The organism is Sphingomonas sp. S2M10 (assembly GCF_012650175.1).
In the GTDB taxonomy this organism is placed as follows: domain Bacteria; phylum Pseudomonadota; class Alphaproteobacteria; order Sphingomonadales; family Sphingomonadaceae; genus Sphingomonas.
This window is the reverse complement of the sequence record NZ_JAAILI010000067.1, coordinates 19,569-39,197: the sequence shown is the minus strand read 5'-3', so window position 1 is coordinate 39,197 and position 19,629 is coordinate 19,569. Positions and strand designations below refer to the sequence as shown.

The window sequence follows — 19,629 nt, the reverse complement described above, 5'->3', positions numbered from 1 at the left end:
CCTCCCCCTTGCAATCGCAACGTGGTAGCGGGTGCAGGTGCGGCAAGACAAGTCCATCGAAGAACGGCTGAAGGCGAAGGCGGCGGCGATCGGCTTCGCGGCCTGCGGCGTGGCGCACGCCGATGCCGCGCCGCGCACTGCCGAACGGCTGCGCCAGTGGCTGGCCGATGGCGCGCATGGCGACATGCTGTGGATGGAGGAGCGTGCCGAGCAGCGCGGCAGCCCCAAGGGCCTGTGGCCCGAAGTGCGCTCGGTGATCGCGCTGGGGATGAGCTATGCCCCCGCTACCGATCCGCTGGCGCTGGCGGACGAAGGCGAGGTCGGCCGCATCTCGGTCTATGCGCAGGGCGCCGACTATCACGACGTCGTGAAACGCCGGCTCAAGGAGCTTGCCCGCTGGCTGGTCGCCGAGGCGCCGGGGGCCGATGTGAAGGTGTTCGTCGATACCGCGCCGGTGATGGAAAAGCCGCTGTCCGAAGCCGCGGGGCTCGGCTGGCAGGGCAAGCACACCAATCTGGTCAGCCGCAGCCATGGCAGCTGGCTGTTCCTCGGCGCGATCTACACGACGCTCGACCTCGCATCCGATGGCCCGAGCGGCGGTGGCTGCGGCAGCTGCGACGCCTGCCAGACCGCATGCCCGACGGGCGCCTTCCCCGCCCCCTACCGCATCGATGCGCGCCGCTGCGTCTCCTACCTCACGATCGAGAACAAGGGGCCCATCCCCCGCGACCTGCGCGAGGGAATCGGCAATCGCATCTATGGCTGCGACGATTGCCTCGCGGTGTGCCCATGGAATAAGTTCGCCGCCGCCGCGCAGGCAAACCTGGCCTTTCACCCCCGCGCCGAGCTGACCGTGCCCTACCTCGCCGATCTGCTGGCACTGGACGATGCCAGCTTCCGCGAAGTCTTCGCGGGCTCCCCGATCAAGCGGATCGGCCGGGACCGGATGGTCCGCAACTGCCTGATCGCCGCCGGCAACAGCGGGAGTGCCCGGCTGGTCGCGCCGGTGCTCGCGCTGCTCGACGATCCCGCGCCTCTGGTGCGGGGGGCCGCCGTCTGGGCGTTGGAACGGCTGGATCCGCCGCGTTGGCGTCAAGAGCGCCAGATCCACCTCGCCGCCGAACCGGATCCGCTGGTCGTTGCGGAATGGCACGCGGCGGCATGATCTCGCGACGGCGGTGCGTAGATCCACGGCGTCGCTATCACTTGCGGAATGCGGTTGGTTCCGAATAGATTGGCGCGTATTCCTACGGGATTTCGCAGCCCCGCGGCTGCAATATCTCGGGCGAGCGTATCTCTGGGGAGAATGCGAATGCTGACGTTTTTTGCCGCCGCTCTGGCCCTGTTCTCGACCCCGGTCATTGCCCAACAGGCGGCGCCGTCCACTGGCGGTACCACCAGCAGCCAGACGACCGCAGATGAAAAGCCGATCTGCCGCCGCACCCAGGTTACCGGCTCGAACTTTTTCAAGCGCGAATGCCACACACGCGTCGAATGGCAGTCCATCCATGAGCGCGACGACGCGAACGTGAACCGCGCCTTGCGCAATCGCGCGTCGCGAAACACCCCGGGCGACTGAGCACCGCGCCCTACCGCGCCCTTGACTCCCCCGCACCACCCCGCTAGGCGCGCCCCTTCGCAATTGGCCCCGCACCCCGGTGAAGCGGTGGCCCTGCGCTTTTCACCAGAGAAGCACAGGCGATACCGGGATCGCGATCAGGACGGCTTGCTGCCCGGGTCAACGTCACAGCAATTGGTAAAGGATTTTATATGTCGAAGCGCTCCAGCGCCAAGCATAAGCTCGATCGCCGCATGGGCGAAAACATCTGGGGTCGTCCGAAGTCCCCGGTGAACAAGCGTGAGTACGGCCCCGGCCAGCACGGCCAGCGCCGCAAGGGCAAGATGTCGGACTTCGGCATCCAGCTGCGCGCCAAGCAGAAGCTCAAGGGCTATTACGGCGACATCACCGAGAAGCAGTTCAAGCGCTCGTACGAAGACGCCTCGAAGATGAAGGGCGACACCGGTCAGAACCTGATCGGCCTGCTCGAGCAGCGCCTCGACATGATCGTCTATCGCGCCAAGTTCGCGCCGACGATCTTCGCGGCCCGCCAGCTGGTCAACCACGGCCATGTCCGCGTCGACGGCGAGAAGTGCAACATCGGCTCGCGCCGCATCAAGCCGGGCCAGGAAATCAGCCTGAGCGGCAAGGCGCAGGAAATGGCGCTGGTCATGGAAGCGCAGAGCCTCGCCGAGCGCGACATCCCCGACTATGTCGCCCCGGACGGCGCGGCGAAGGTCACCTTCACCCGCGTGCCGACGCTCGACGAAGTGCCGTACCCGGTGAAGATGGAACCGAACCTGGTCGTCGAGTTCTACTCGCGCTAAGCTTCGGCCTCCTTCGGGAAACGAGAAACGGGGCGGTCCTTCGGGCCGCCCCTTTTCTTTTGTCAGGGCTTGGCCGGCAGGGTCAGCGCGGTGCGCAGGAAGGCGTCGCTCTTGTCGAGCATCCGGGCGCGCACGGCATCGTCTTCCAGCTGATGGTCGAGCCCCTTGAACTCGACATAGTCCACCTGCTTGCCCGCACCACGCAGCCGCGACGCCATCATCCGCGATTCGCCGACGCCGACATTCAGGTCCTGGTCGCCGTGGAACAGCAGCACGGGCGCCTTGATCCGATCGGCATTCTGTGCGGGCGAGCCTTCGCGGACATGACGGCCATGGCCGATAAAGTCGTCGACCAGCGCGTAGCTGGTGAAGCCCGAAGCCTCACCCCGCAGCGTCTCCAGATCGGTCACCGGCGCGATCGCGACGATCGCCTTGAACAGGTCCGGATCGAGCACCGCGGTCTGCAGCGCCGCATAGCCGCCATAGGACCAGCCCACGATCGCCAGCTTGCCCGGCGCGGCAATGCCCTGCTTCAGCAGCCAGCGCCCGCCATCGTTGACGTCGCCGATCGCCGTGCGCCACGACTGGAAGCCGTTCTTCTGGTACCAGGCGTCGCCATAGCCGGTCGAACCGCGATAATTGGGCTGCAGGACCGCGAAGCCGCGTGCCGCGAAGAACTGCGCCAGCCAGTCAAAGCCCCATTCGTCGCGCGCGCCGGGGCCGCCATGCGGCATCACGATCGCCGGCAGGTTCTTGCCGTCGCTGCCCGCCGGCAGCGTGAGATAGCCGGGGACTATCGTGCCGTCGGCGGCCGGGAAGGTGATCGGCTGCACGCTCGCCAGCTTGGTACCGGCCAGCTGCGGCCGCGACGCCATGACCTCTTCCAGGTGCCGCGTCTTCTTGTCGTAGACATAATAGGTGCCCGCATCGCTGTCTCTGCCGGCAAACAGCAGCAACTTCGATTCGTCCGCGCTGGCATCGACGAATGTCACCAGCGGCTTGCCCGGCAGCGCCTTGGCGAGGTCCGTACGCAATTTCTTCAGTTCGGGATCGAAGAATTCGGTGACGCGACGATCCGTAGCGTAGCTGGCGCCGACCACGCGCCGGTGGCGACCGATTCGGACGAGCCCGTCGACATCGACCAGAGGGTTGGCGAACACCAGCGTGCGCGTCCGCTTCCCGTCGAGCGAGATGCTGTAGAGCGCCATCCGCCCGTCGACCGATTCGAAGCCGTAGACGAGGTTGGCGTCGCGATCGACCGCATAGGGATCGAAGCCGGTGAATCCCGTCGGCGTGTCGACCAACTCGCCGAGCGACTTCCACTCGCGGCTGCCCGGCAAGCGGTAGCTATAGGAGGTCCGGCCGGTCCGCAGCCCGCTGGCGTTCCTGCTCTCCACCCCCATGATGCGGACCGAGCCATGCCCGTCGCTGATATATTCCCGCGCGCCATACTGTGGCCCCTCCACCTGCTTGCGTCGCAGCGTCGTCGCGTGGACCAACTCCACCCCGCGCCCTTCCTTGGTATTGGCCAAATGCGTGCCGGTGGAATATTCCGGGACGAAATCGCGCGTCATCAGCACCGACCCGTCGGAACCGTCCGGCCCCCAATCGACGATGGTTCCGCCAGACTGCATGATGTCGAGAGCGTTCGAGCTTTCGCGCGAGCTCAGCACCTTCAGGTCCGTGCCGTCGCTGTTGACGGTAACCATGCGCGTGAAGGGCAGCGTCTGGGCGAGCCGCTGGATCATGTAGACGTTGCAGATGATCCCGGTGTTGCTGGCCCAGTGGCAATTGCGCAGTCGCTCGGGATCGCCGCTGGCGCGGAGGACGACTGCCGATCTGCCGGTGGCAAGATCCGCCACCATCAGCGCGCCGCCGCGGCCGATCAGCGGCTGGAGAACGGCAACATGGCTGCCGTCCGGTGACAGGCTGATCTGCTGGACAAACTCCCGCCTGCCGAAATTGACGGCGTCCGTGCCTTGCGCCGACACCGTGACCGGCAGCCCCGCAGTAGCCAACAGCACTGCGCGAAGTAACGTCTTCATCTATTCCCCCAATTTGCCCAACAAGGTTTTATGGCCCTTGCGCCCTGGCGCGCCCCCTTGCCGACGCTTGTATTGCAGAGCGGCGGTCGACCTGACAAAAGTTTTCGTTCCGAACCGATGGAGCCCTGGATGCGCGTTTCGCTACTTGCCCTTGCCTTGCTGTCATCCACCGCCGCACAGGCGCAGACCGCTGCCCCCGCCATCGCCGTGAACACGCTCAAGACCGTCACCCAGACCCTTTCGTCGGACGCGTTCGAGGGGCGCAAGCCGACGACGGCGGGCGAGGAGAAAACGATCGCCTATCTGATCGAACGCTTCCAGCAGGCGGGGCTCAAGCCCGGCAACCAGGGGCAATGGGTGCAGGACGTGCCGCTGGTCGAACTCAGCGTGCAGAGCCCCAGCAAGCTCTCCTTCACGGGAGGCAGGACGCCCGTGTCGCTCGCCTATGGCAGCGAGGCGGTGTTCTCCACCTATCGCGTCACCCCGAAGATCGACCTGAAGGACAGCGAGGTCGTGTTCGTCGGCTATGGCATCCACGCGCCCGAGCGCGGCTGGAACGACTATGCCGGGCTCGACATGAAGGGAAAGACCGTCGTCATCCTGATCAACGATCCCGACTGGCAGACGATGACGCTCGACGGCCCGTTCGGCGGCCGGGCGATGACCTATTATGGCCGCTGGACCTACAAATATGAGGAAGCCGCTCGCCAGGGGGCGGCGGCGGCGATCATCATCCATGATACCGAACCCGCCGCTTATGGCTGGGGCGTGGTGGAAAGCAGCTGGGGCGGCCCTAAGCTGGAGCAGGACACGCCGGGCGACCATCAAGACCAGTCGCAGCTGATCGGCTGGATCCAGCAGGATGCGGCCAAGGCGCTCTTCGCCAGCGCGGGCAAGGACTATGCCTCGCTGGTCGAGGCGGCCAAGCGCAAGGGCTTCACGGCGGTGCCGCTGGGCGTGAAAGCGTCGGCGAGCTTCGGCATAGGCATCAAGCGCCAGGCATCGAAGAACGTGATCGGCATCCTCCCCGGCACGGAGCGGCCGGACGAAGTCGTGCTGTTTTCCGCGCATTGGGACCATCTCGGCCGTTGCAAGCCGGTGAACGGCGACGACATCTGCAACGGCGCGGTGGACAATGCCACCGGGACCGCCGGGCTGGTCGCGCTCGCCGAGGCCAATGCCAAGGCCGGGCCCGCCAAGCGCAGCATGGTGTTCCTGGCGGTGACCGCCGAGGAACAGGGGCTGATCGGCTCGCAATATTATGCCGAGCATCCGGTCTACCCGCTGGCGAAGACCGTCGGCGGCGTGAACATGGACGGGCTCAACATCCACGGCAAGGCGAAGGATTTCGTGCTGATCGGCGCGGGCAAGTCGGAGCTGGAAGCGCTGGTCAAGCCGCTGGTGGCTGCCGAGGACCGCGTGATCGGCATCGAGCCTACCCCCGAGAAGGGCGGCTATTACCGCTCGGACCATTTCAGCTTCGCCAAGCTGGGCGTGCCGATGCTCTACGGTGAAAGCGGCGACGATCTGGTCGTCGGCGGCAGGGCGGCCGGCGCCAAGGCCGCGGCGGACTATACCGACCAGCGCTATCACAAGCCGCAGGACGCATATGATCCCAACTGGAACTGGGAGGGCGCGCTGTCGGACCTGCGGATCTATTACGGCCTGGGCCGTGAGCTGGCAGAGGGCAGCAGCTGGCCGAACTGGTTCAAGGACGCCGAATTCCGAAGCATTCGCGACAAGGCACGGGCGGGGCAGTAAGGCGGCCTGACGCATTCCTTTTCCGCCATCCCGGCGAAAACCGGGATCCATTCGCCCCTCGGCATCAGCACGAGCCGCGACGGCGACCCCGATGGATCCGGCTTTTGCCGGGATGACGGCTGGGAGGGAGAAGACGCCGGCCTTTTCCCTGTCACGAGACACGGCTAAAGCCCCCGCCATGACTCGTACTCCTCCCCCCGAATGGGCGCCGCACGATGCGGTCTGGATCGGCTTCCCCAGCCATGGCGACCTCTGGGTCGAAGACCTGCAGCCCGCCCGCGAAGAAGTGATCGCCTTTGCCCGCGCCGTCCATGCCGAAGGCCGCGGCGAGCGCGTAATCCTGGTCGCCGCCGATGCGGCCGCCGCCGACGCCGCCCGCGCCATGGCCGGCGATGCCGCCGAAGTCGTCACCGAGCTGTTCGGCGACATCTGGCTGCGCGACACCGCCGGCATCGTCACCGGCGACGGGGTGGCGCAGGATTTCGGCTTCAACGGCTGGGGCGGCAAGTACGACCTGGAAGGCGACGACACGATCGGCGCCCGGCTCGCCGCCCGCCGACAGCTCCCTACCGCCCAGCATGATTGGGTGCTCGAGGGCGGCGCGATCGACGGCGACGGCACCGGCCTGTGCGTCACCACCGAGCAGTGCCTGCTCAATCCCAACCGCAATCCGGACCTCGACCGTGCCGCGATCGAGGCGAAGCTGGCGGCGGACCTGGGCTACACGCGCGTGCTGTGGCTGGACGAAGGCCTCGCCAACGACCATACCGACGGCCATGTCGACAATCTCGCCCGCTTCGTCGGCGAGGGCCGGCTGCTGATCCCGACACCTGCCGAGGACGATCCCAACGCCGCCATCTATGCCGATGCGGTCGCCCGCGCCGAAGCGTTCGGCGTCGAGGTGGTGCGCATGCCCTCCCCCGGCGCGGTACTCGACGAGGACGGGGAGGTGATCCCGGCGAGCTACATGAACTTCTACATCGGCAACGCCGCGGTGGTGGTGCCGCTCTACGGCCAGCCGAACGATCAGGCCGCGATCGAGACGCTGCGGGGCATTTTCCCGGGCCGCGACATCGTCGGCCAGCGGGCGGATCACATCCTTACCGGCGGCGGCAGCTTCCACTGCATCTCGCAGCAGATACCGACGCTCTGAACCGATTTGCGGGTCGGCCCGGCCGGCCCGCGAGTTCCTCAAAAGCCTTGCTCGTCCTCCACGTCGCGCGTCATCGCCCGGACGGCGGCGGCGGGTAGCGGCCGCGCCTCGGCAGGCGGCGTCGCGAACTTGCGCTGAAGCGACGCGCCGCCACCCCCGCCCGAGACGCGGAACTTGGCCGCCTGGTCGCTGAGCAGCCGCGTCTCGTTCGACAGGTTGCGCGCCGCCGCCGAGGTCTCCTCCACCATCGCGGCATTCTGCTGGGTCGCGCCGTCCATATTGTGCACCGCCGTGGTCACCAGCACGATCGCGGCGGCCTGGGCATTGTTGTCCGTTGCCATCGTCCCGAGCAGCTGGTGCACCTGCGCGACATCCTCCGAGATGTTCGAAAGCGCGCCGTCCACCTTCTGCACCGCATCGACGGCCGTGCCGATCTCGGCCTGGGTGACGGTCAGCTGGTCGCGCGCGCGCTTCGCCTCTTCCTCGGCGCGCATCGCGAGCGCGGAGACGAGATCCGCCACCACCGCAAAGCCGCGGCCGGCCTCGCCGGCACGCCCCGCCTCCACCGCGGCGTTCATCGCCAGCACGCGGGTCTGGAAGGCGATCTTGTCGAGCCCTTCGATCACGCTGTCGATACCCTTGGCACTGTCCGCCACCCGGCCCATCGCGTGCACCGCCTCGTCGGTGATGGCGCGTCCGCCCTTCACCGTCTGGATCGCGCCATTGGCACGGTCGACCGTATTGCTCGCCGCCGCGGCGGTGGCCTTCAGCCGGCCGTCGATTTCGCCGATCGACGCCGCGGTCTCCGCCAGCGACTCGGCGGTGCGCTCGGTGCGGTGGGCGAGATCCTCGGAAGCGTTCGCGATGTCCTTGGCGCCGCTGCTGATTCCCTGCGCGCTCTGGATCACGGTGCCGATCAGCGTGCGAAGATTGTCCAGCGCTTCGTTGAAGTTGCTCTTCAGCGCCGCGTAGGCGGTCGGGAAAGGTGCGGTGACCGGCAGGGTGAGATCCCCGGCCTTGAGGGCAGCGAGGCTGTCGCGCAGCGCGCTGGTCACCATGGTCTGCTCGGCGGCGGCGGCGGCCGCGCGATCGCGCTCCTTGGCGATCGCCGCCTGGAGAAAGCCGTCGACCGAGCGGGTGATGTCGCCGATCTCGTCCCGCTGCTCCAGGTTCGGCAGCGTCACCGCGCCGGACGAACGGCCCAGTTCGGCAATGATCTCCGCCAGCTTCCGGATCGGCGCGATCACCTTGCGCGTGATCGTCAGGAACGAGACCACCAGCACGATGCCCGCCAGGACACCCAGCATGGCCATGCCGATGCGGGCGGTGCCGGCGGCGGTTCGGGCGCCGCGGGCCACCTCGTCCGAGATCTTGATCTGCAGATCGACGAGGCTGGTGATCGATTCCGATACCGGGTCGATCGCGGGATAGAGTTCGTTGCGCACAAAGCCGTCGAGCGCCGCGACGTCCTTGGCGCGCAGGATCGCGCTCAGCCGCTCGACCTTCCGGTCGGCCACCTTCATGCGCGATTCCGCTTCCCGCGCAAGCCTGCTTTCCTCGCCGGAAATCTCGGTATTGCGATACTCCGCCCAGGCCTTGTGCAGTTCGCCGCTGCCGATGGCCACGTGGCGGCTCGCCTCGGCGAAGCTGATATTGCCGTTGCGCGCCTTGTGCGCGGTATCGACGATCTGGACCGCATAGCGATCGGCGACGATCTTGAGATCGCGCAGCGGAAGCACGCGATCATCGACCAGCGTCGCCAGCGCGCGCTCGCTGGACCGGGCCGACCAATAGCCCAGCCCGACCAGCAGCAGAGTCGCGATGCCGAACAGGATCAGGCAGCCGAGCAGCTTTTGTTTGATCGTCATCCGGATTTCCAACGCAGGAGGCGGTCATGGCGTGTCGGCGCCTCCGGAGCGCCGTTCCGCGCATCTCGGTCCATCATCAGGCGCAGCGGGAAGCATCGGCTGTTTCCTGTTTCTTATAGATTCGTTTCGCCTCCGGACGGTGGAATCTGCATGTTCGGTGGAATCTACAGTAAGGGCAGGTCGCGCCGGCGCATCTCGGGGCTGGATTCCAGGGCGTCATCCACTACATGGCGCGGCATGACCCAGATCATTGTCGGCGCGCTCCAGCTCGCCTTCTCGAACGATATCGATGCGAACATCGCGCGCGTGACCGAACTGGTCCGCGAGGCGGCGGGACGCGGCGCGCAGGTCGTGCTGCCGCCGGAGCTGTTCGAAGGCGAGTATTTCTGCCGCGTCGAGGACGAAGGCCTGTTCGCCACCGCCAAGCCGGTGACCGAGCACAAGGCGGTGCTGGCGATGCAGGCGCTCGCCGCCGAGCTCGCCATCCACATTCCGACCAGCTTCTTCGAAGCCGACGGGCCGCATCACTATAACAGCCTCGCGATGATCGGCCCGGACGGCAAGGTCTCGGGCGTCTATCGCAAGAGCCACATCCCCGACGGCCCGGGCTATGAGGAAAAGTTCTACTTCCGCCCCGGCAATACCGGCTTCAAGGTGTGGGACGGCCCCGGCGCCAAGCTGGGCGTGGGCGTGTGCTGGGACCAATGGTATCCGGAAACCGCCCGCGCGATGATGCTGATGGGCGCCGAGCTGCTCTTCTACCCCACCGCGATCGGCAGCGAGCCGCATGACGACAGCCTCGACACCGCCCGCCTGTGGCGGCGTGCGATGGTCGGCCATGCGGTCTCCAACGTCGTGCCGGTGATCGCCGCCAACCGCATCGGCACCGAGCATGGCCAGACCTTCTACGGCACCAGCTTCATCACCGACGAGCGCGGCGACATCCTCGCCGAGCTGGACCGGGCGGAAGAAGGCGTGATCACCGCGACGCTCGACCTCGAGCGGGTGAAGCGCCACCGCGCCGCCTTCGGCTTCTTCCGCGATCGCCGCCCGGAACTGTACGGCAGGCTCGTCCAGGACATCTGAGCGAGGCTTCCCGGCGCGTCAGCCGCGCGCCGGGGCCTCGCGGCGGAACGGCACGTCGCGCCGCAGATAGGTCAGCGCCCGCCAGACCCATTCGATCGGGCCGTATTGGAAGCGCGCCAGCCACCAGTGCGCGACGAGGATCTGCACCGCGATCGCGCCCATCGCGACCCAGAGCCGCGTCGCCGCGTCCCAATCGTCGTACTTGCCAAGGCCATAGTGGTAGAAGATCGGCACGAACACGGCCGATTGCAGGATATAGTAGGTCAGCGTCAGCCGTCCCGGCGCGGCGAGCGGCTGCACCAGCCGCCGCGCGGGCCCGTCATACAGGGCGATCACCAGCAGCGCCCAGAATGCGGTGCCCGCCAGATCCAGCCAAAGGTTGATCAGCGCCCAGAAAGCGCGGTTCGCACCCACCCCCAGCTGAAGCCCGACAAAGGCTTCGCGCGCCGGTTCGCGGCCGACGAACAGCAGGATCGCGAGCAACTCCGCGACGATCAGGGCCACCGGCCGCCAGCCGCGACTCTTGGCAAGGTCGCCGAAGAAATTGGTGCGTCCCAGCACCAGCCCGAGCAGATACAAGCCCAGGATCTGCACCATCCGGCCATATTCGAGGAAGAACCAGTATTTGGATTGCTGCCCGGCCCAGAGGTTGACGCGCAGCACCTGCCACAGGTCGCCGCTGAGATAGACGGGCATGCCCGGATCGACCGAGGACTGCGCCGGGGCGTTGGCCCAGCCGGCGCCCAGCGCCCCGGCGACCAGTTGCACGATCAGGCTGGGGCCAATCAGGCAGAAGGCGGCGCCGCCGAGCAGCACGGCATTGCTGCGGATGCGGTTGAACAACAGCAGCAGGAAACCGATCGCCGCCAGCGTCTGCATGATGTCGCCGCGGTAGATCAGCGCATGCAGAAAGCCGATGCCTTCCAAAATGAGCAGCCGCCAGGCGAAGCGCGCGGTGAAATCCTCCCCCCGCCGCGCGGCACGGTCCATCAGGATGAAAAAGCTGAAGCCAAAGCAAAGCGCGAGTAGCGAGAAGCTCTTGCCCATGAACAGGGCGAACACGATGTCGGTGATCATGCCGGGCTTTTCGGCGGCCCAGAACAGCTCGTAACTTTCGATGACGTGCACGAGGAACAGCGCCATCAGCGCGAAGCCACGCAGCACATCCACCACATCCAGACGGCCGCGTGGAGAACTTCCGTTTCCGCTGGTGGGCGGCGCCGAACCCGTGCTTTCCGGCGTTCCGGCAATGTCAGCAGTGCCCGGCATCGGCCTCATTTACGTCTTCTTTGTCCGACAGGCGTAGCGACGCCATCATGGTTAGCGCCCTTTTCCGCCGGCTGCTCTGCATCGCGTTCGCCGCGCTGCTCGCGTGCATCGTGCCCCCGGCACATGCCCAAGCGGGCGTTGCCGGTCAACCACTTGGCGTGTGCCTGCTGGCGGACAAGGGGCAGCGGGAAGCCGAACTGATCCGGCACCCGGAACGGTTCGACTGCACGACGCCGCAGCACCGATTCGGTTCCGGCGATTTCTGGGCAATGACCAGCATCATCGATCACCGCTCCACTTTTGCGGATCCCCTGGCGCTACGCTTCGCCAGCGTCTGGCAAGACGGGCTGACGATTCACCTGATCTATGCCGACGGCGCGATCCGCACCTGGCGCAGTGATGCGCGCGGTATCGCGCCGTTGATCCAGCTCGGCGCCATCGCGCAGCTGCCGATCCCCGTCCGCGATCCGGCGCTGGTGCGCGTGCTGTTCCATGTCGACAACGCCGCCAATGCCCGCGGCATCCTGCTGGGGCCTCGCATCGCCACGCGTGCCGAAGGAGATGCCGCCAATCTTGTGCTCGCGGCGCTCTACGCCTTCTTCGCCGGCATGTCGCTGGCGCTGATCGTCTACAATCTCGCGCTCTGGTGCGCGATGCGGCATCGCTTCCAGCTGCATTACTGCCTGCTGCTGGCGGCGCTGCTCGGCTACACGATCACCTCGTCCGGGGCCTTTGCCTGGCTGGCGCCGGCGCTGGCGAACAATGATCGCCTGCGGCTGAACTACCTGTTCATGGGTCTGGCGGGCGGTGCCGCGGCCCTGTTCACGCGCAGCTTTTTCGAAGACAAGGACCTGCCGCGCTGGCTCGGTCGTTCCTCGACCGTGATCGCGATGGCGGTGCCGCTCTCCGCATTCGGCGTCGCGGCGTTCGGCGCGATCAACCTGCGCATCGCCGATCTGCTCTACGCCCTGACGATCGCCGGGCTGCTCGCCATCGTAATTCCCACCTTGTGGGGCGCCTGGCACCAGCGCTCGCAATTTCTGTGGCTGTTCGCCGTCGCCTGGAGCGCGCCGATCCTGCTCGCGGTGCTGCGGGTGCTCAATTCGCTGCATCTGATCGGCTGGAACTTCTGGATCGACAACTCGACCGTCGTGTCGATGGGGGCGGAGGCGATGATCTCGTCGCTGGCCGTCGCCTATCGGATCAAGTTCCTGCGCGACGAGCGCGACGCTGCGCTCACCCGCGAGATCGTCGCCCGCAATCTCGCCGACATCGATCCGTTGACCGGGCTGCTCAACCGTCGGGCCTTGCTGCAGCGCGCGATCGGCCGAACCGAACCCCAGCAGTTGCTGCTGATCGACATCGATCATTTCAAGCGCGTCAACGAGACGCTGGGCCATGACGGCGGCGACGAGGTGCTGCGCCTGTTCGCCGCCGCGCTGCGCAACGTCGCGCCCGATCCGGTACTGGTAGCCCGTATGGGCGGCGAGGAATTCGCCCTGGTCACGCCGGCCGACCAGCGAATCGAGGCCGATACGCTGCTCGCCACGCTGCGCAAGGTACGCATGCCGTTCGATCTGACCGTCACCGCCAGCATCGGCACCTGCACCGGCGCGCTGATCACCGATCTGGACTGGAAGGCGCTCTATCGCTGCGCCGACTGTGCGCTGTTCGAAGCGAAGGCGGCCGGCAGGGATCGCGCCCGTGCCCTGCACCTCGACGCCGCATGAGCTTGCCTGCGCCACCGCCTCGCGGTAGAGGAAGGCCGAGGAAGCGGGGTATGATGTCGCGTCACAAGCGCCTGTTGCTGATCGCCGGGGCCATTGCGCTGGTCGTTGCGATCGCGCGCCCGCCTCGCCCGCACGCCGATCTGGAAATCCTTACCCATCATGCCGGCGATACTGCCCCGCAACAGGTGCATGCCGCGATCGATCTCGGCATCCTCGCCGTGTCGGTGCTCGTCACCTGGAGCCGCCAGCTCGCGCGCTGAGGCGCGGAACCAACCCCGGATAGTGCCGTAGAGACAGAACGCGCATGGTGCGCGACGACTCTGCATGTGCGGTGAAAACCGCCCTTGCATGGCAAATTCTGGTTGCTTACACTGATGTCAATGACAAAGCCCGAAATGGTCTGGAAGACCGCCTATCGGCATCCAGGAGAGTGGGATCGCAGCTACGCGCCGCGGTCCATGGTAGACCTGTTCGAGGAGAGCGCGGCGGCCCACCCGCACGCCCCGCTTCTCGATTTCATGGGTCGCATCTACAGCTATGGCGAGACGCTGGACGGCGCCAATCGCGTCGCCTGCGGGTTGCGCGCGCTGGGCTATGGGCCGGGCGACCGGATCGGCCTGTTCCTGCCCAACGTGCCGCATTACGTCGCCGCCTATTACGGTATCCTCAAGCTCGGCGCGACGGTGGTGAACTTCTCGCCGCTCTATTCGGTGGACGAGCTTGCCGCGCAGGTGGCCGATTCGGGCACCCGGCTGCTCTTCACCCTCTCCGCCACCGCGTTGCTGCCCACCGCGCTCAAGGTGCTCGAGAAGAGCGATCTGGAGCGGCTGGTGGTCGGTTCGGTGGCGGGCGCGCTGCCCACCGCCAAGTCGCTCTTCTACCAGCTGTTCCGCGGCAGCGAGGTGACCGCCCGCCCGCACGATCCCCGCATCCTCGCCTTTTCCAGGCTGATCGCCAACAAGGGCGACTGCGCGCGTCCCGATATCGATCCCGAACGCAATGTCGCGCTGATCCAATATACCGGCGGCACCACCGGCACCCCCAAGGGCGCGGTGCTCACCCACCAGAATCTCTCGGCCAATGCCCGACAGGTGGCGGAACTCGACCCCGAACTCGGCCAGGCCGAGGATTCGGTGCTGGGCGTGCTGCCCTTCTTCCACGTCTTCGCCAACACCTGCGTGCTCAACCGCACCGTGATCACCGGTGGCAAGATCGTGATGCTGCCGCGCTTCAACGCGCAGCAGGTGCTGACCGAACTGCGGCGTACCAAGCCGCGTTCGCTGCCGGGTGTGCCGACCATGTACCAGGCGCTGCTCGACGCGCCGGGGATGAAGCCGAGCGACTTTTCCTCGCTGCGCTTCTGCATCTCGGGCGGCGCGCCGCTGCCCGAGCAGCTCAAGCTCAACTGGGAATCGATCACCGGCGCGCACATCATCGAAGGCTATGGCCTGTCCGAAAGCTCGGGGGTGGTCTCGGCCAATCCCTATGTCGGGCTCAACAAGAGCGGCACGATCGGCCAGCCGATCGCCGGCACGCGGGTGCGGCTGGTCGACAAGGAAGACCCGCGCAAGCCTGCCCCCGAGGGCGAGCCGGGCGAGATCGTGGTGCAGGGCCCGCAGATCATGCAGGGATACTGGAACCGCCCCGAGGCCGATATCGGCACCTTCGTCGACGATCACTGGCTGCGCACCGGCGATGTCGGCATCATCGACGCGGACGGCTATATCCAGATCGTCGACCGGCTGAAGGACATGATCGCGGTCGGCGGGTTCAAGGTGTTCCCCAGCCAGATCGAGGCGGTGCTCTACACCCATCCGGCGGTGAAGGAGACGCTCGTGCTGGGCCTGCCCGACCCCTACCATGGCGAGCTGCCCCATGCCTATGTCGCGCTCAACGAGGGCATGACGGCGGACGCCAAGGAGATGTGCGACTGGCTCAACGCCCAGCTCGGCAAGCATGAGCGGGTGAAGGAAGTGGTGATCCGCGACGCCCTGCCCAAGACGATGATCGGCAAGCTCAGCCGCAAGGATCTGCTGGCGGAGGTGAAGGCGGGGCGGTGAGTCCCTTCTGTTAAGCCCCTCCCCTTCAGGCGCATCAGGTCGGCGCTGCCCCCGGCAGCGCCTGAACAGCGCGGGGCGCTGTTCACCTGATGCGGGGTTGGGGTGGGGCTGTGTCTCACCGAGACCAACAGACGTTCTGGCATCCCTCCACCCCAACCCCTCCTCCCTGGAGGAGGGGCTAAGAAGACTCCGAACTCAATCCCCCGGCTTGCCGCCGCCGAACATCACCGCCTTGAGGTTCATGAACTCGTGCAGCCCCCAGGGCCCGAGCTCGCGGCCATGGCCGGACAGCTTGACGCCGCCGAACGGCGCTTCCGGCACCGAGGCGAGCAGCGCATTCACCGCGGTCATCCCCGCTTCGATATCGCGCGCGAAGCGCTCGATCTCGGCTTCGTCCTGCGTCCAAACCGACGAGCCAAGGCCATACGGCACGTCGTTCGCCAGCGCGATCGCTGCGTCGATATCCGCCACCTTGTAGACCGCCGCTACGGGACCGAAGATCTCCTCCTTCGCCACATCGCTCTCGGGATCGAGATCGACCAGCACCCCCGGCGTCATCCACGCGCCGTCCCGGTCGATCTTGGCCCCGCCGGTCAGCAGCGTCGCCCCCGCCGCCTGCGCCTTCTCCAACTGCTCCAGCACGGTATCGCGCTGCTGGACGCTGGAGAGCGACCCCATCACCGTGTCCTCCTCCATCGGATCGCCGATCTGCACCGCCTCCATGCCGGCGACGAATTTTTCCAAGAACGCGTCATACACCTCGGCATGGACGATCATCCGCTTGGAGCAGATGCAGCTCTGCCCGGCATTCTGCACCCGTGCGGTCACCGCGGTCTTCACCGCCGCGTCGAGATCCGCCGAGGGCATGACGATGAACGGGTCGGAGCCGCCCAGTTCCAGCACCACCTTCTTGAGCGCGCGGCCCGCGGCCTCGGCCACCTTGGCCCCCGCGCCTTCCGATCCGGTCAGCGTCACCGCCACCACTCGCTTGTCGGCGATGATCGCGTCGACCTTCCCGGACTTGATCGCGAGGTTCTGGAACAGCCCCGCGGGCGCCCCGGCCTTGCGCGCCATTTCCTCCATCGCCGCCGCGCAGCCCTGCACACTGGACGCGTGCTTGAGCAGCGCGACGTTCCCCGCGAGGATCGTCGGGGCGAGGAAGCGCACCGCCTGCCAATAGGGGAAGTTCCACGGCATCACCGCCAGCACCGGTCCCAGCGGCAGCCAGCGCGCGACCGCATGGCCCGTGGGCGTCTTGACCGTGGTGGGCTCCAGATAGGCGGGGCCGTGCTCGGCATAATGGCGGAAGCCCGAAATGCACTTCTCCACCTCGGCAAGCGCGCCGGTGATCGTCTTGCCCATTTCGCGCACCGCCAGTTCGGCGAGATGCTGCTTGTTCGCCTCCCAGGCATCGGCGATCCGGTTCAGCAGCGCCGTCCGCGCCTCGATCGGCGTCTCGCGCCACTGCCTGTACCCGGCCGCTGCGCGCGCCAGCGCCGCCTCGATCCCGGCATCGTCCAGCTCGGCGATGCGATCGACGGTCTCGCCGGTCGCCGGGTTGATGATCTCGAACATCCGCAAGTCTCCTTCGCGCTTCCCAACGCGGACCTAGGCGCGTGGTGCCGCCCGCCGCAATCCTACCGCCGGCTTGTGCGAGGAATCGCGCCGCCCCCGGTTGCCATCGCCCCCCACCCTGCCGCATAGCGAGCCCATGGCGGAACAAGCGGACATCACGGCCCTCTCCTTCGAAGAGGCGCTGAAGGAACTGGAGAAGATCGTGAGCCGGCTGGAGAGCGGCGAAGCGGCGCTGCAGGAGGCAATCGACCTCTACGAGCGCGGCGACCAGTTGCGCCGGCAATGCGCGGCGCGGCTCGATGCGGCGCAGGCCCGGATCGAGGCGATCCGCACCGATGCCGATGGCCGCGCCGCCGGCACCACTCCCTTCGCGGCCGGCTGAGGCGTGTCGAGCGTGCCCCATGCCTCGCTCGCGCTCGAATCGGCGCTGCGCCAGGTCGCGGCCGAGATCGACGCGCAGTTCGACCGCCTGCTCGGCGTGCCGGACGATCCCCGCGCGGAACTGTACCGTGCGATGCGCCATGCCGCGATCGGCGGCGGCAAGCGGCTGCGGCCACTGCTGGTGTTCGCCACGGCGCAGTTGTTCGCGGTTGACAAGCAATGCGCCGCACGTGTCGCCACCGCGCTCGAATGCATCCATGTCTATTCGCTCATCCATGACGACCTGCCGGCGATGGACGATGACGACATGCGCCGCGGCAAGCCGACGGTGCACAAGGCGTTCGACGAGGCCACCGCGATCCTGGCGGGCGACTGCCTCCACGCGCTCGCCTTCGAGATCCTGGCGGACGCTGCAACGCATGCCGATCCGTTCGTCCGCGTCGAACTGATCTCCGAACTCGCCCGCGCCTCTGGGCCCTCGGGCATGGCGGGCGGCCAGATGATGGACCTGGAGGCGGAGAAGGCCAGCTTCGATCTCGCCACCGTCACCCGGCTGCAGGCGATGAAGACCGGCGCGCTGATCTCCTGCGCGGTCGAGAGCGCGGCGATCCTCGGCCGCGTCGCGCCCGAGGGACGCACCGGCCTGCGCGGCTATGCCCGCGATATCGGCCTGGCCTTCCAGATCGTCGACGACATCCTCGATGCCGAGGGCGACGAGGCGCTGGTCGGCAAGAAACTCGGCAAGGACGGCGCGGCGGGCAAGGAGACCTTCCTGTCGCTGCTCGGCATCGATCGCGCGCGCGAACAGGCACGGATGCTGGTCGACCAGGCGATCGCCCATCTCCACGCCTTCGGCCCCGAGGCCGATCTGCTGCGCGACGTGGCGCGCTTCACGCTCGAACGCGACCGCTAGGCGCCAGGGGAGACACCGCATGCACAGCCGTATCGGGGTCTATCCCGGCACTTTCGACCCGATCACCCGCGGCCATATGGACATCATCCGGCGCGGCGCGAAGCTGGTCGACCGGCTGGTGATCGGGGTCACCACCAATCCCTCCAAGTCGCCGATGTTCACGGTTGAGGAGCGGATGGCGATGGTCCGCCGCGAGGTGGAGGGGCTGCCCGGCACGATCGAGGTGGTCAGCTTCGATTCGCTGCTGATGGATTTCGCCGAGCGCGAGCGCGCCAGCGTGATCGTCCGCGGTCTGCGCGCGGTGGCGGACTTCGAATATGAATATCAGATGGCCGGCATGAACCAGCAGATCAACGACCGGATCGAGACGGTCTTCCTGATGGCCGACGTCTCTCTGCAGCCGATCGCCAGCCGGCTGGTCAAGGAAATCGCGATGTACGGGGGCCCGATCCATCGCTTCGTTCCGGAGCGCGTGGAGGCCGATGTTGCCGCCCGTGTGGAACTGCTCGGCCGCAAGGGCAGCAACTAACGCCAGTCGGGCGTGCACCGGGCTTTGCGCTGCCCGGCGATTGCGGTAGAGCCGCGCATTCACCAGAAAACGAGTGGGAAGTTCGATGCGTTTCCTAGCCACGATGGCCGCCATGGCCGCCACGCTGTTCGCCGTGCCGGCGCTGGCCCAGGGTGGCGGAGGCAAGCCAAAGCCCATCATCGAACCGCTGAAGGGCGTGAATTCCGACGCTAACACGCGCCCCTCCGTGCTGGTTCCCGCCGACCCGGAGAATACCTGGGTGCTCGATCTGTCGACCGGCGGCCGCGTGCTGGTCCGCCTCCGCCCGGACGTCGCGCCGAAAATGGTGGAGCGGATCAAGACGCTTACCCGCCGCCACTTCTATGACGGCCTGACCTTCCACCGCGTGGTCGACGATCCCTACAACATCGCCCAGGGCGGCGATCCCAAGGGCGACGGCACCGGCGATTCGGATCTGCCCAACGTGCCGGCCGAGTTCAGCTCGCTGCCGCATGTCCGCGGCACCGTCTCCGCCGCCCGCCGCGGCGCGCCGGACAACGCCACCGCCGAGCAAAAGACCGAGGCGGAGAACAGCGCGAACAGCCAGTTCTTCATCATGATGCAGCCCAAGCTCGCCTTCGACCACGACTATACCGTGTTCGGCCGCGTCACCTCGGGCATGGAGTGGGTCGACAAGATCGAGCGCGGCGAGCCGCCGCAGCACCCGACCGTGATCATCCACGCCTATATCGAATCGGACAATCCCCCGGCCTATCAGCCGCTTGCGCCCGCCGCGCCGGCGGCGACCGGCCCGACGCTGATCCCAGTGGGCCCCAGCGTGCCGGCGACTAGGCCCGCGCCGGCGGCAAAGAAGCCCGCACCGAAGAAGAAGTGA

Annotated in this window: 17 protein-coding genes; 13 read left to right on the top strand and 4 right to left on the bottom strand. The window is 67.0% G+C overall.

The window, feature by feature from the left end:
- Positions 1–37 precede the first annotated feature (37 nt).
- The 3 genes from queG to rpsD all read left to right on the top strand — a co-directional run bounded on the left by queG (position 38) and on the right by rpsD (position 2,385).
- Complete coding sequence (gene queG / locus S2M10_RS16635) at positions 38–1,165, top strand: tRNA epoxyqueuosine(34) reductase QueG (protein ID WP_168847053.1); 1,128 nt, start codon at positions 38–40, stop codon at positions 1,163–1,165.
- Between the two features lie 147 nt (positions 1,166–1,312).
- Positions 1,313–1,579: a hypothetical protein gene (locus tag S2M10_RS16630; protein WP_168847052.1), complete on the top strand. Its 267-nt coding sequence runs from the start codon at positions 1,313–1,315 to the stop codon at positions 1,577–1,579.
- Positions 1,580–1,770: 191 nt separating this feature from the next.
- Entirely contained in the window at positions 1,771–2,385 is a 615-nt protein-coding gene (gene rpsD, locus S2M10_RS16625; protein WP_066720121.1) for a 30S ribosomal protein S4, read from the top strand.
- Positions 2,386–2,447: 62 nt separating this feature from the next.
- Here the strand turns inward: rpsD and S2M10_RS16620 are convergent, their stop codons facing one another.
- Positions 2,448–4,430, bottom strand: coding sequence for a S9 family peptidase (locus S2M10_RS16620; protein ID WP_168847051.1), 1,983 nt, complete (start codon positions 4,428–4,430; stop codon positions 2,448–2,450).
- 129 nt (positions 4,431–4,559) lie between these two features.
- Between S2M10_RS16620 and S2M10_RS16615 the strand changes: the two genes are divergently transcribed.
- Both S2M10_RS16615 and S2M10_RS16610 read left to right on the top strand, forming a co-directional pair.
- A complete protein-coding gene (locus S2M10_RS16615; RefSeq protein ID WP_168847050.1) occupies positions 4,560–6,191 on the top strand; it encodes a M28 family metallopeptidase in 1,632 nt (543 codons plus the stop codon).
- A 178-nt stretch (positions 6,192–6,369) separates the two neighbouring features.
- On the top strand, positions 6,370–7,344 hold the full coding sequence (locus S2M10_RS16610) for an agmatine deiminase family protein (RefSeq protein WP_168847049.1): 975 nt from the start codon (positions 6,370–6,372) through the stop codon (positions 7,342–7,344).
- 38 nt (positions 7,345–7,382) lie between these two features.
- Here the strand turns inward: S2M10_RS16610 and S2M10_RS16605 are convergent, their stop codons facing one another.
- Positions 7,383–9,212 (bottom strand): methyl-accepting chemotaxis protein, encoded by a 1,830-nt coding sequence (locus S2M10_RS16605; protein WP_168847048.1) that lies wholly within the window; start codon positions 9,210–9,212, stop codon positions 7,383–7,385.
- A 237-nt stretch (positions 9,213–9,449) separates the two neighbouring features.
- Between S2M10_RS16605 and aguB the strand changes: the two genes are divergently transcribed.
- A complete protein-coding gene (aguB, locus tag S2M10_RS16600; RefSeq protein ID WP_168847047.1) occupies positions 9,450–10,298 on the top strand; it encodes an N-carbamoylputrescine amidase in 849 nt (282 codons plus the stop codon).
- Positions 10,299–10,316: 18 nt separating this feature from the next.
- On the opposite strand, the gene S2M10_RS16595 is transcribed toward aguB, so the two are convergent.
- Positions 10,317–11,567 (bottom strand): DUF418 domain-containing protein, encoded by a 1,251-nt coding sequence (locus tag S2M10_RS16595; protein ID WP_168847110.1) that lies wholly within the window; start codon positions 11,565–11,567, stop codon positions 10,317–10,319.
- A gap of 47 nt (positions 11,568–11,614) precedes the next feature.
- On the opposite strand from S2M10_RS16595, the gene S2M10_RS16590 reads away from it, so the two are divergent.
- The 3 genes from S2M10_RS16590 (at position 11,615) to S2M10_RS16580 (ending at position 15,357) form a co-directional block, all read left to right on the top strand.
- A complete protein-coding gene (locus tag S2M10_RS16590) occupies positions 11,615–13,297 on the top strand; it encodes a diguanylate cyclase (RefSeq protein WP_168847046.1) in 1,683 nt (560 codons plus the stop codon).
- 50 nt (positions 13,298–13,347) lie between these two features.
- Positions 13,348–13,557, top strand: coding sequence for a hypothetical protein (locus S2M10_RS16585; RefSeq protein ID WP_247650868.1), 210 nt, complete (start codon positions 13,348–13,350; stop codon positions 13,555–13,557).
- Positions 13,558–13,677: 120 nt separating this feature from the next.
- On the top strand, positions 13,678–15,357 hold the full coding sequence (locus tag S2M10_RS16580; protein WP_168847045.1) for a long-chain fatty acid--CoA ligase: 1,680 nt from the start codon (positions 13,678–13,680) through the stop codon (positions 15,355–15,357).
- 195 nt (positions 15,358–15,552) lie between these two features.
- Here the strand turns inward: S2M10_RS16580 and S2M10_RS16575 are convergent, their stop codons facing one another.
- Positions 15,553–16,932, bottom strand: coding sequence for an NAD-dependent succinate-semialdehyde dehydrogenase (locus tag S2M10_RS16575; protein ID WP_168847044.1), 1,380 nt, complete (start codon positions 16,930–16,932; stop codon positions 15,553–15,555).
- A 136-nt stretch (positions 16,933–17,068) separates the two neighbouring features.
- On the opposite strand from S2M10_RS16575, the gene S2M10_RS16570 reads away from it, so the two are divergent.
- The 4 genes from S2M10_RS16570 to S2M10_RS16555 all read left to right on the top strand — a co-directional run bounded on the left by S2M10_RS16570 (position 17,069) and on the right by S2M10_RS16555 (position 19,629).
- Positions 17,069–17,314: an exodeoxyribonuclease VII small subunit gene (locus S2M10_RS16570; RefSeq protein ID WP_010544449.1), complete on the top strand. Its 246-nt coding sequence runs from the start codon at positions 17,069–17,071 to the stop codon at positions 17,312–17,314.
- Positions 17,315–17,317: 3 nt separating this feature from the next.
- On the top strand, positions 17,318–18,226 hold the full coding sequence (locus tag S2M10_RS16565; RefSeq protein WP_168847043.1) for a polyprenyl synthetase family protein: 909 nt from the start codon (positions 17,318–17,320) through the stop codon (positions 18,224–18,226).
- A gap of 19 nt (positions 18,227–18,245) precedes the next feature.
- Complete coding sequence (gene coaD, locus S2M10_RS16560) at positions 18,246–18,755, top strand: pantetheine-phosphate adenylyltransferase (RefSeq protein ID WP_066720155.1); 510 nt, start codon at positions 18,246–18,248, stop codon at positions 18,753–18,755.
- Between the two features lie 85 nt (positions 18,756–18,840).
- On the top strand, positions 18,841–19,629 hold the full coding sequence (locus tag S2M10_RS16555) for a peptidylprolyl isomerase (RefSeq protein WP_247650867.1): 789 nt from the start codon (positions 18,841–18,843) through the stop codon (positions 19,627–19,629).

Excerpts from the sequence above, each read along its gene's own strand:
- S2M10_RS16630 (WP_168847052.1), top strand. The coding sequence starts at position 1,313 with ATGCTGACGTTTTTTGCCGCCGCTCTGGCCCTGTTCTCGACCCCGGTC.
- rpsD (WP_066720121.1), top strand. The coding sequence starts at position 1,771 with ATGTCGAAGCGCTCCAGCGCCAAGCATAAGCTCGATCGCCGCATGGGC.
- S2M10_RS16620 (WP_168847051.1), bottom strand. The coding sequence starts at position 4,430 with ATGAAGACGTTACTTCGCGCAGTGCTGTTGGCTACTGCGGGGCTGCCG.
- S2M10_RS16615 (WP_168847050.1), top strand. The coding sequence starts at position 4,560 with ATGCGCGTTTCGCTACTTGCCCTTGCCTTGCTGTCATCCACCGCCGCA.
- S2M10_RS16610 (WP_168847049.1), top strand. The coding sequence starts at position 6,370 with ATGACTCGTACTCCTCCCCCCGAATGGGCGCCGCACGATGCGGTCTGG.
- S2M10_RS16605 (WP_168847048.1), bottom strand. The coding sequence starts at position 9,212 with ATGACGATCAAACAAAAGCTGCTCGGCTGCCTGATCCTGTTCGGCATC.
- aguB (WP_168847047.1), top strand. The coding sequence starts at position 9,450 with ATGACCCAGATCATTGTCGGCGCGCTCCAGCTCGCCTTCTCGAACGAT.
- S2M10_RS16595 (WP_168847110.1), bottom strand. The coding sequence starts at position 11,567 with ATGCCGGGCACTGCTGACATTGCCGGAACGCCGGAAAGCACGGGTTCG.
- S2M10_RS16590 (WP_168847046.1), top strand. The coding sequence starts at position 11,615 with ATGGTTAGCGCCCTTTTCCGCCGGCTGCTCTGCATCGCGTTCGCCGCG.
- S2M10_RS16585 (WP_247650868.1), top strand. The coding sequence starts at position 13,348 with ATGATGTCGCGTCACAAGCGCCTGTTGCTGATCGCCGGGGCCATTGCG.
- S2M10_RS16580 (WP_168847045.1), top strand. The coding sequence starts at position 13,678 with ATGACAAAGCCCGAAATGGTCTGGAAGACCGCCTATCGGCATCCAGGA.
- S2M10_RS16575 (WP_168847044.1), bottom strand. The coding sequence starts at position 16,932 with ATGTTCGAGATCATCAACCCGGCGACCGGCGAGACCGTCGATCGCATC.
- S2M10_RS16570 (WP_010544449.1), top strand. The coding sequence starts at position 17,069 with ATGGCGGAACAAGCGGACATCACGGCCCTCTCCTTCGAAGAGGCGCTG.
- coaD (WP_066720155.1), top strand. The coding sequence starts at position 18,246 with ATGCACAGCCGTATCGGGGTCTATCCCGGCACTTTCGACCCGATCACC.
- S2M10_RS16555 (WP_247650867.1), top strand. The coding sequence starts at position 18,841 with ATGCGTTTCCTAGCCACGATGGCCGCCATGGCCGCCACGCTGTTCGCC.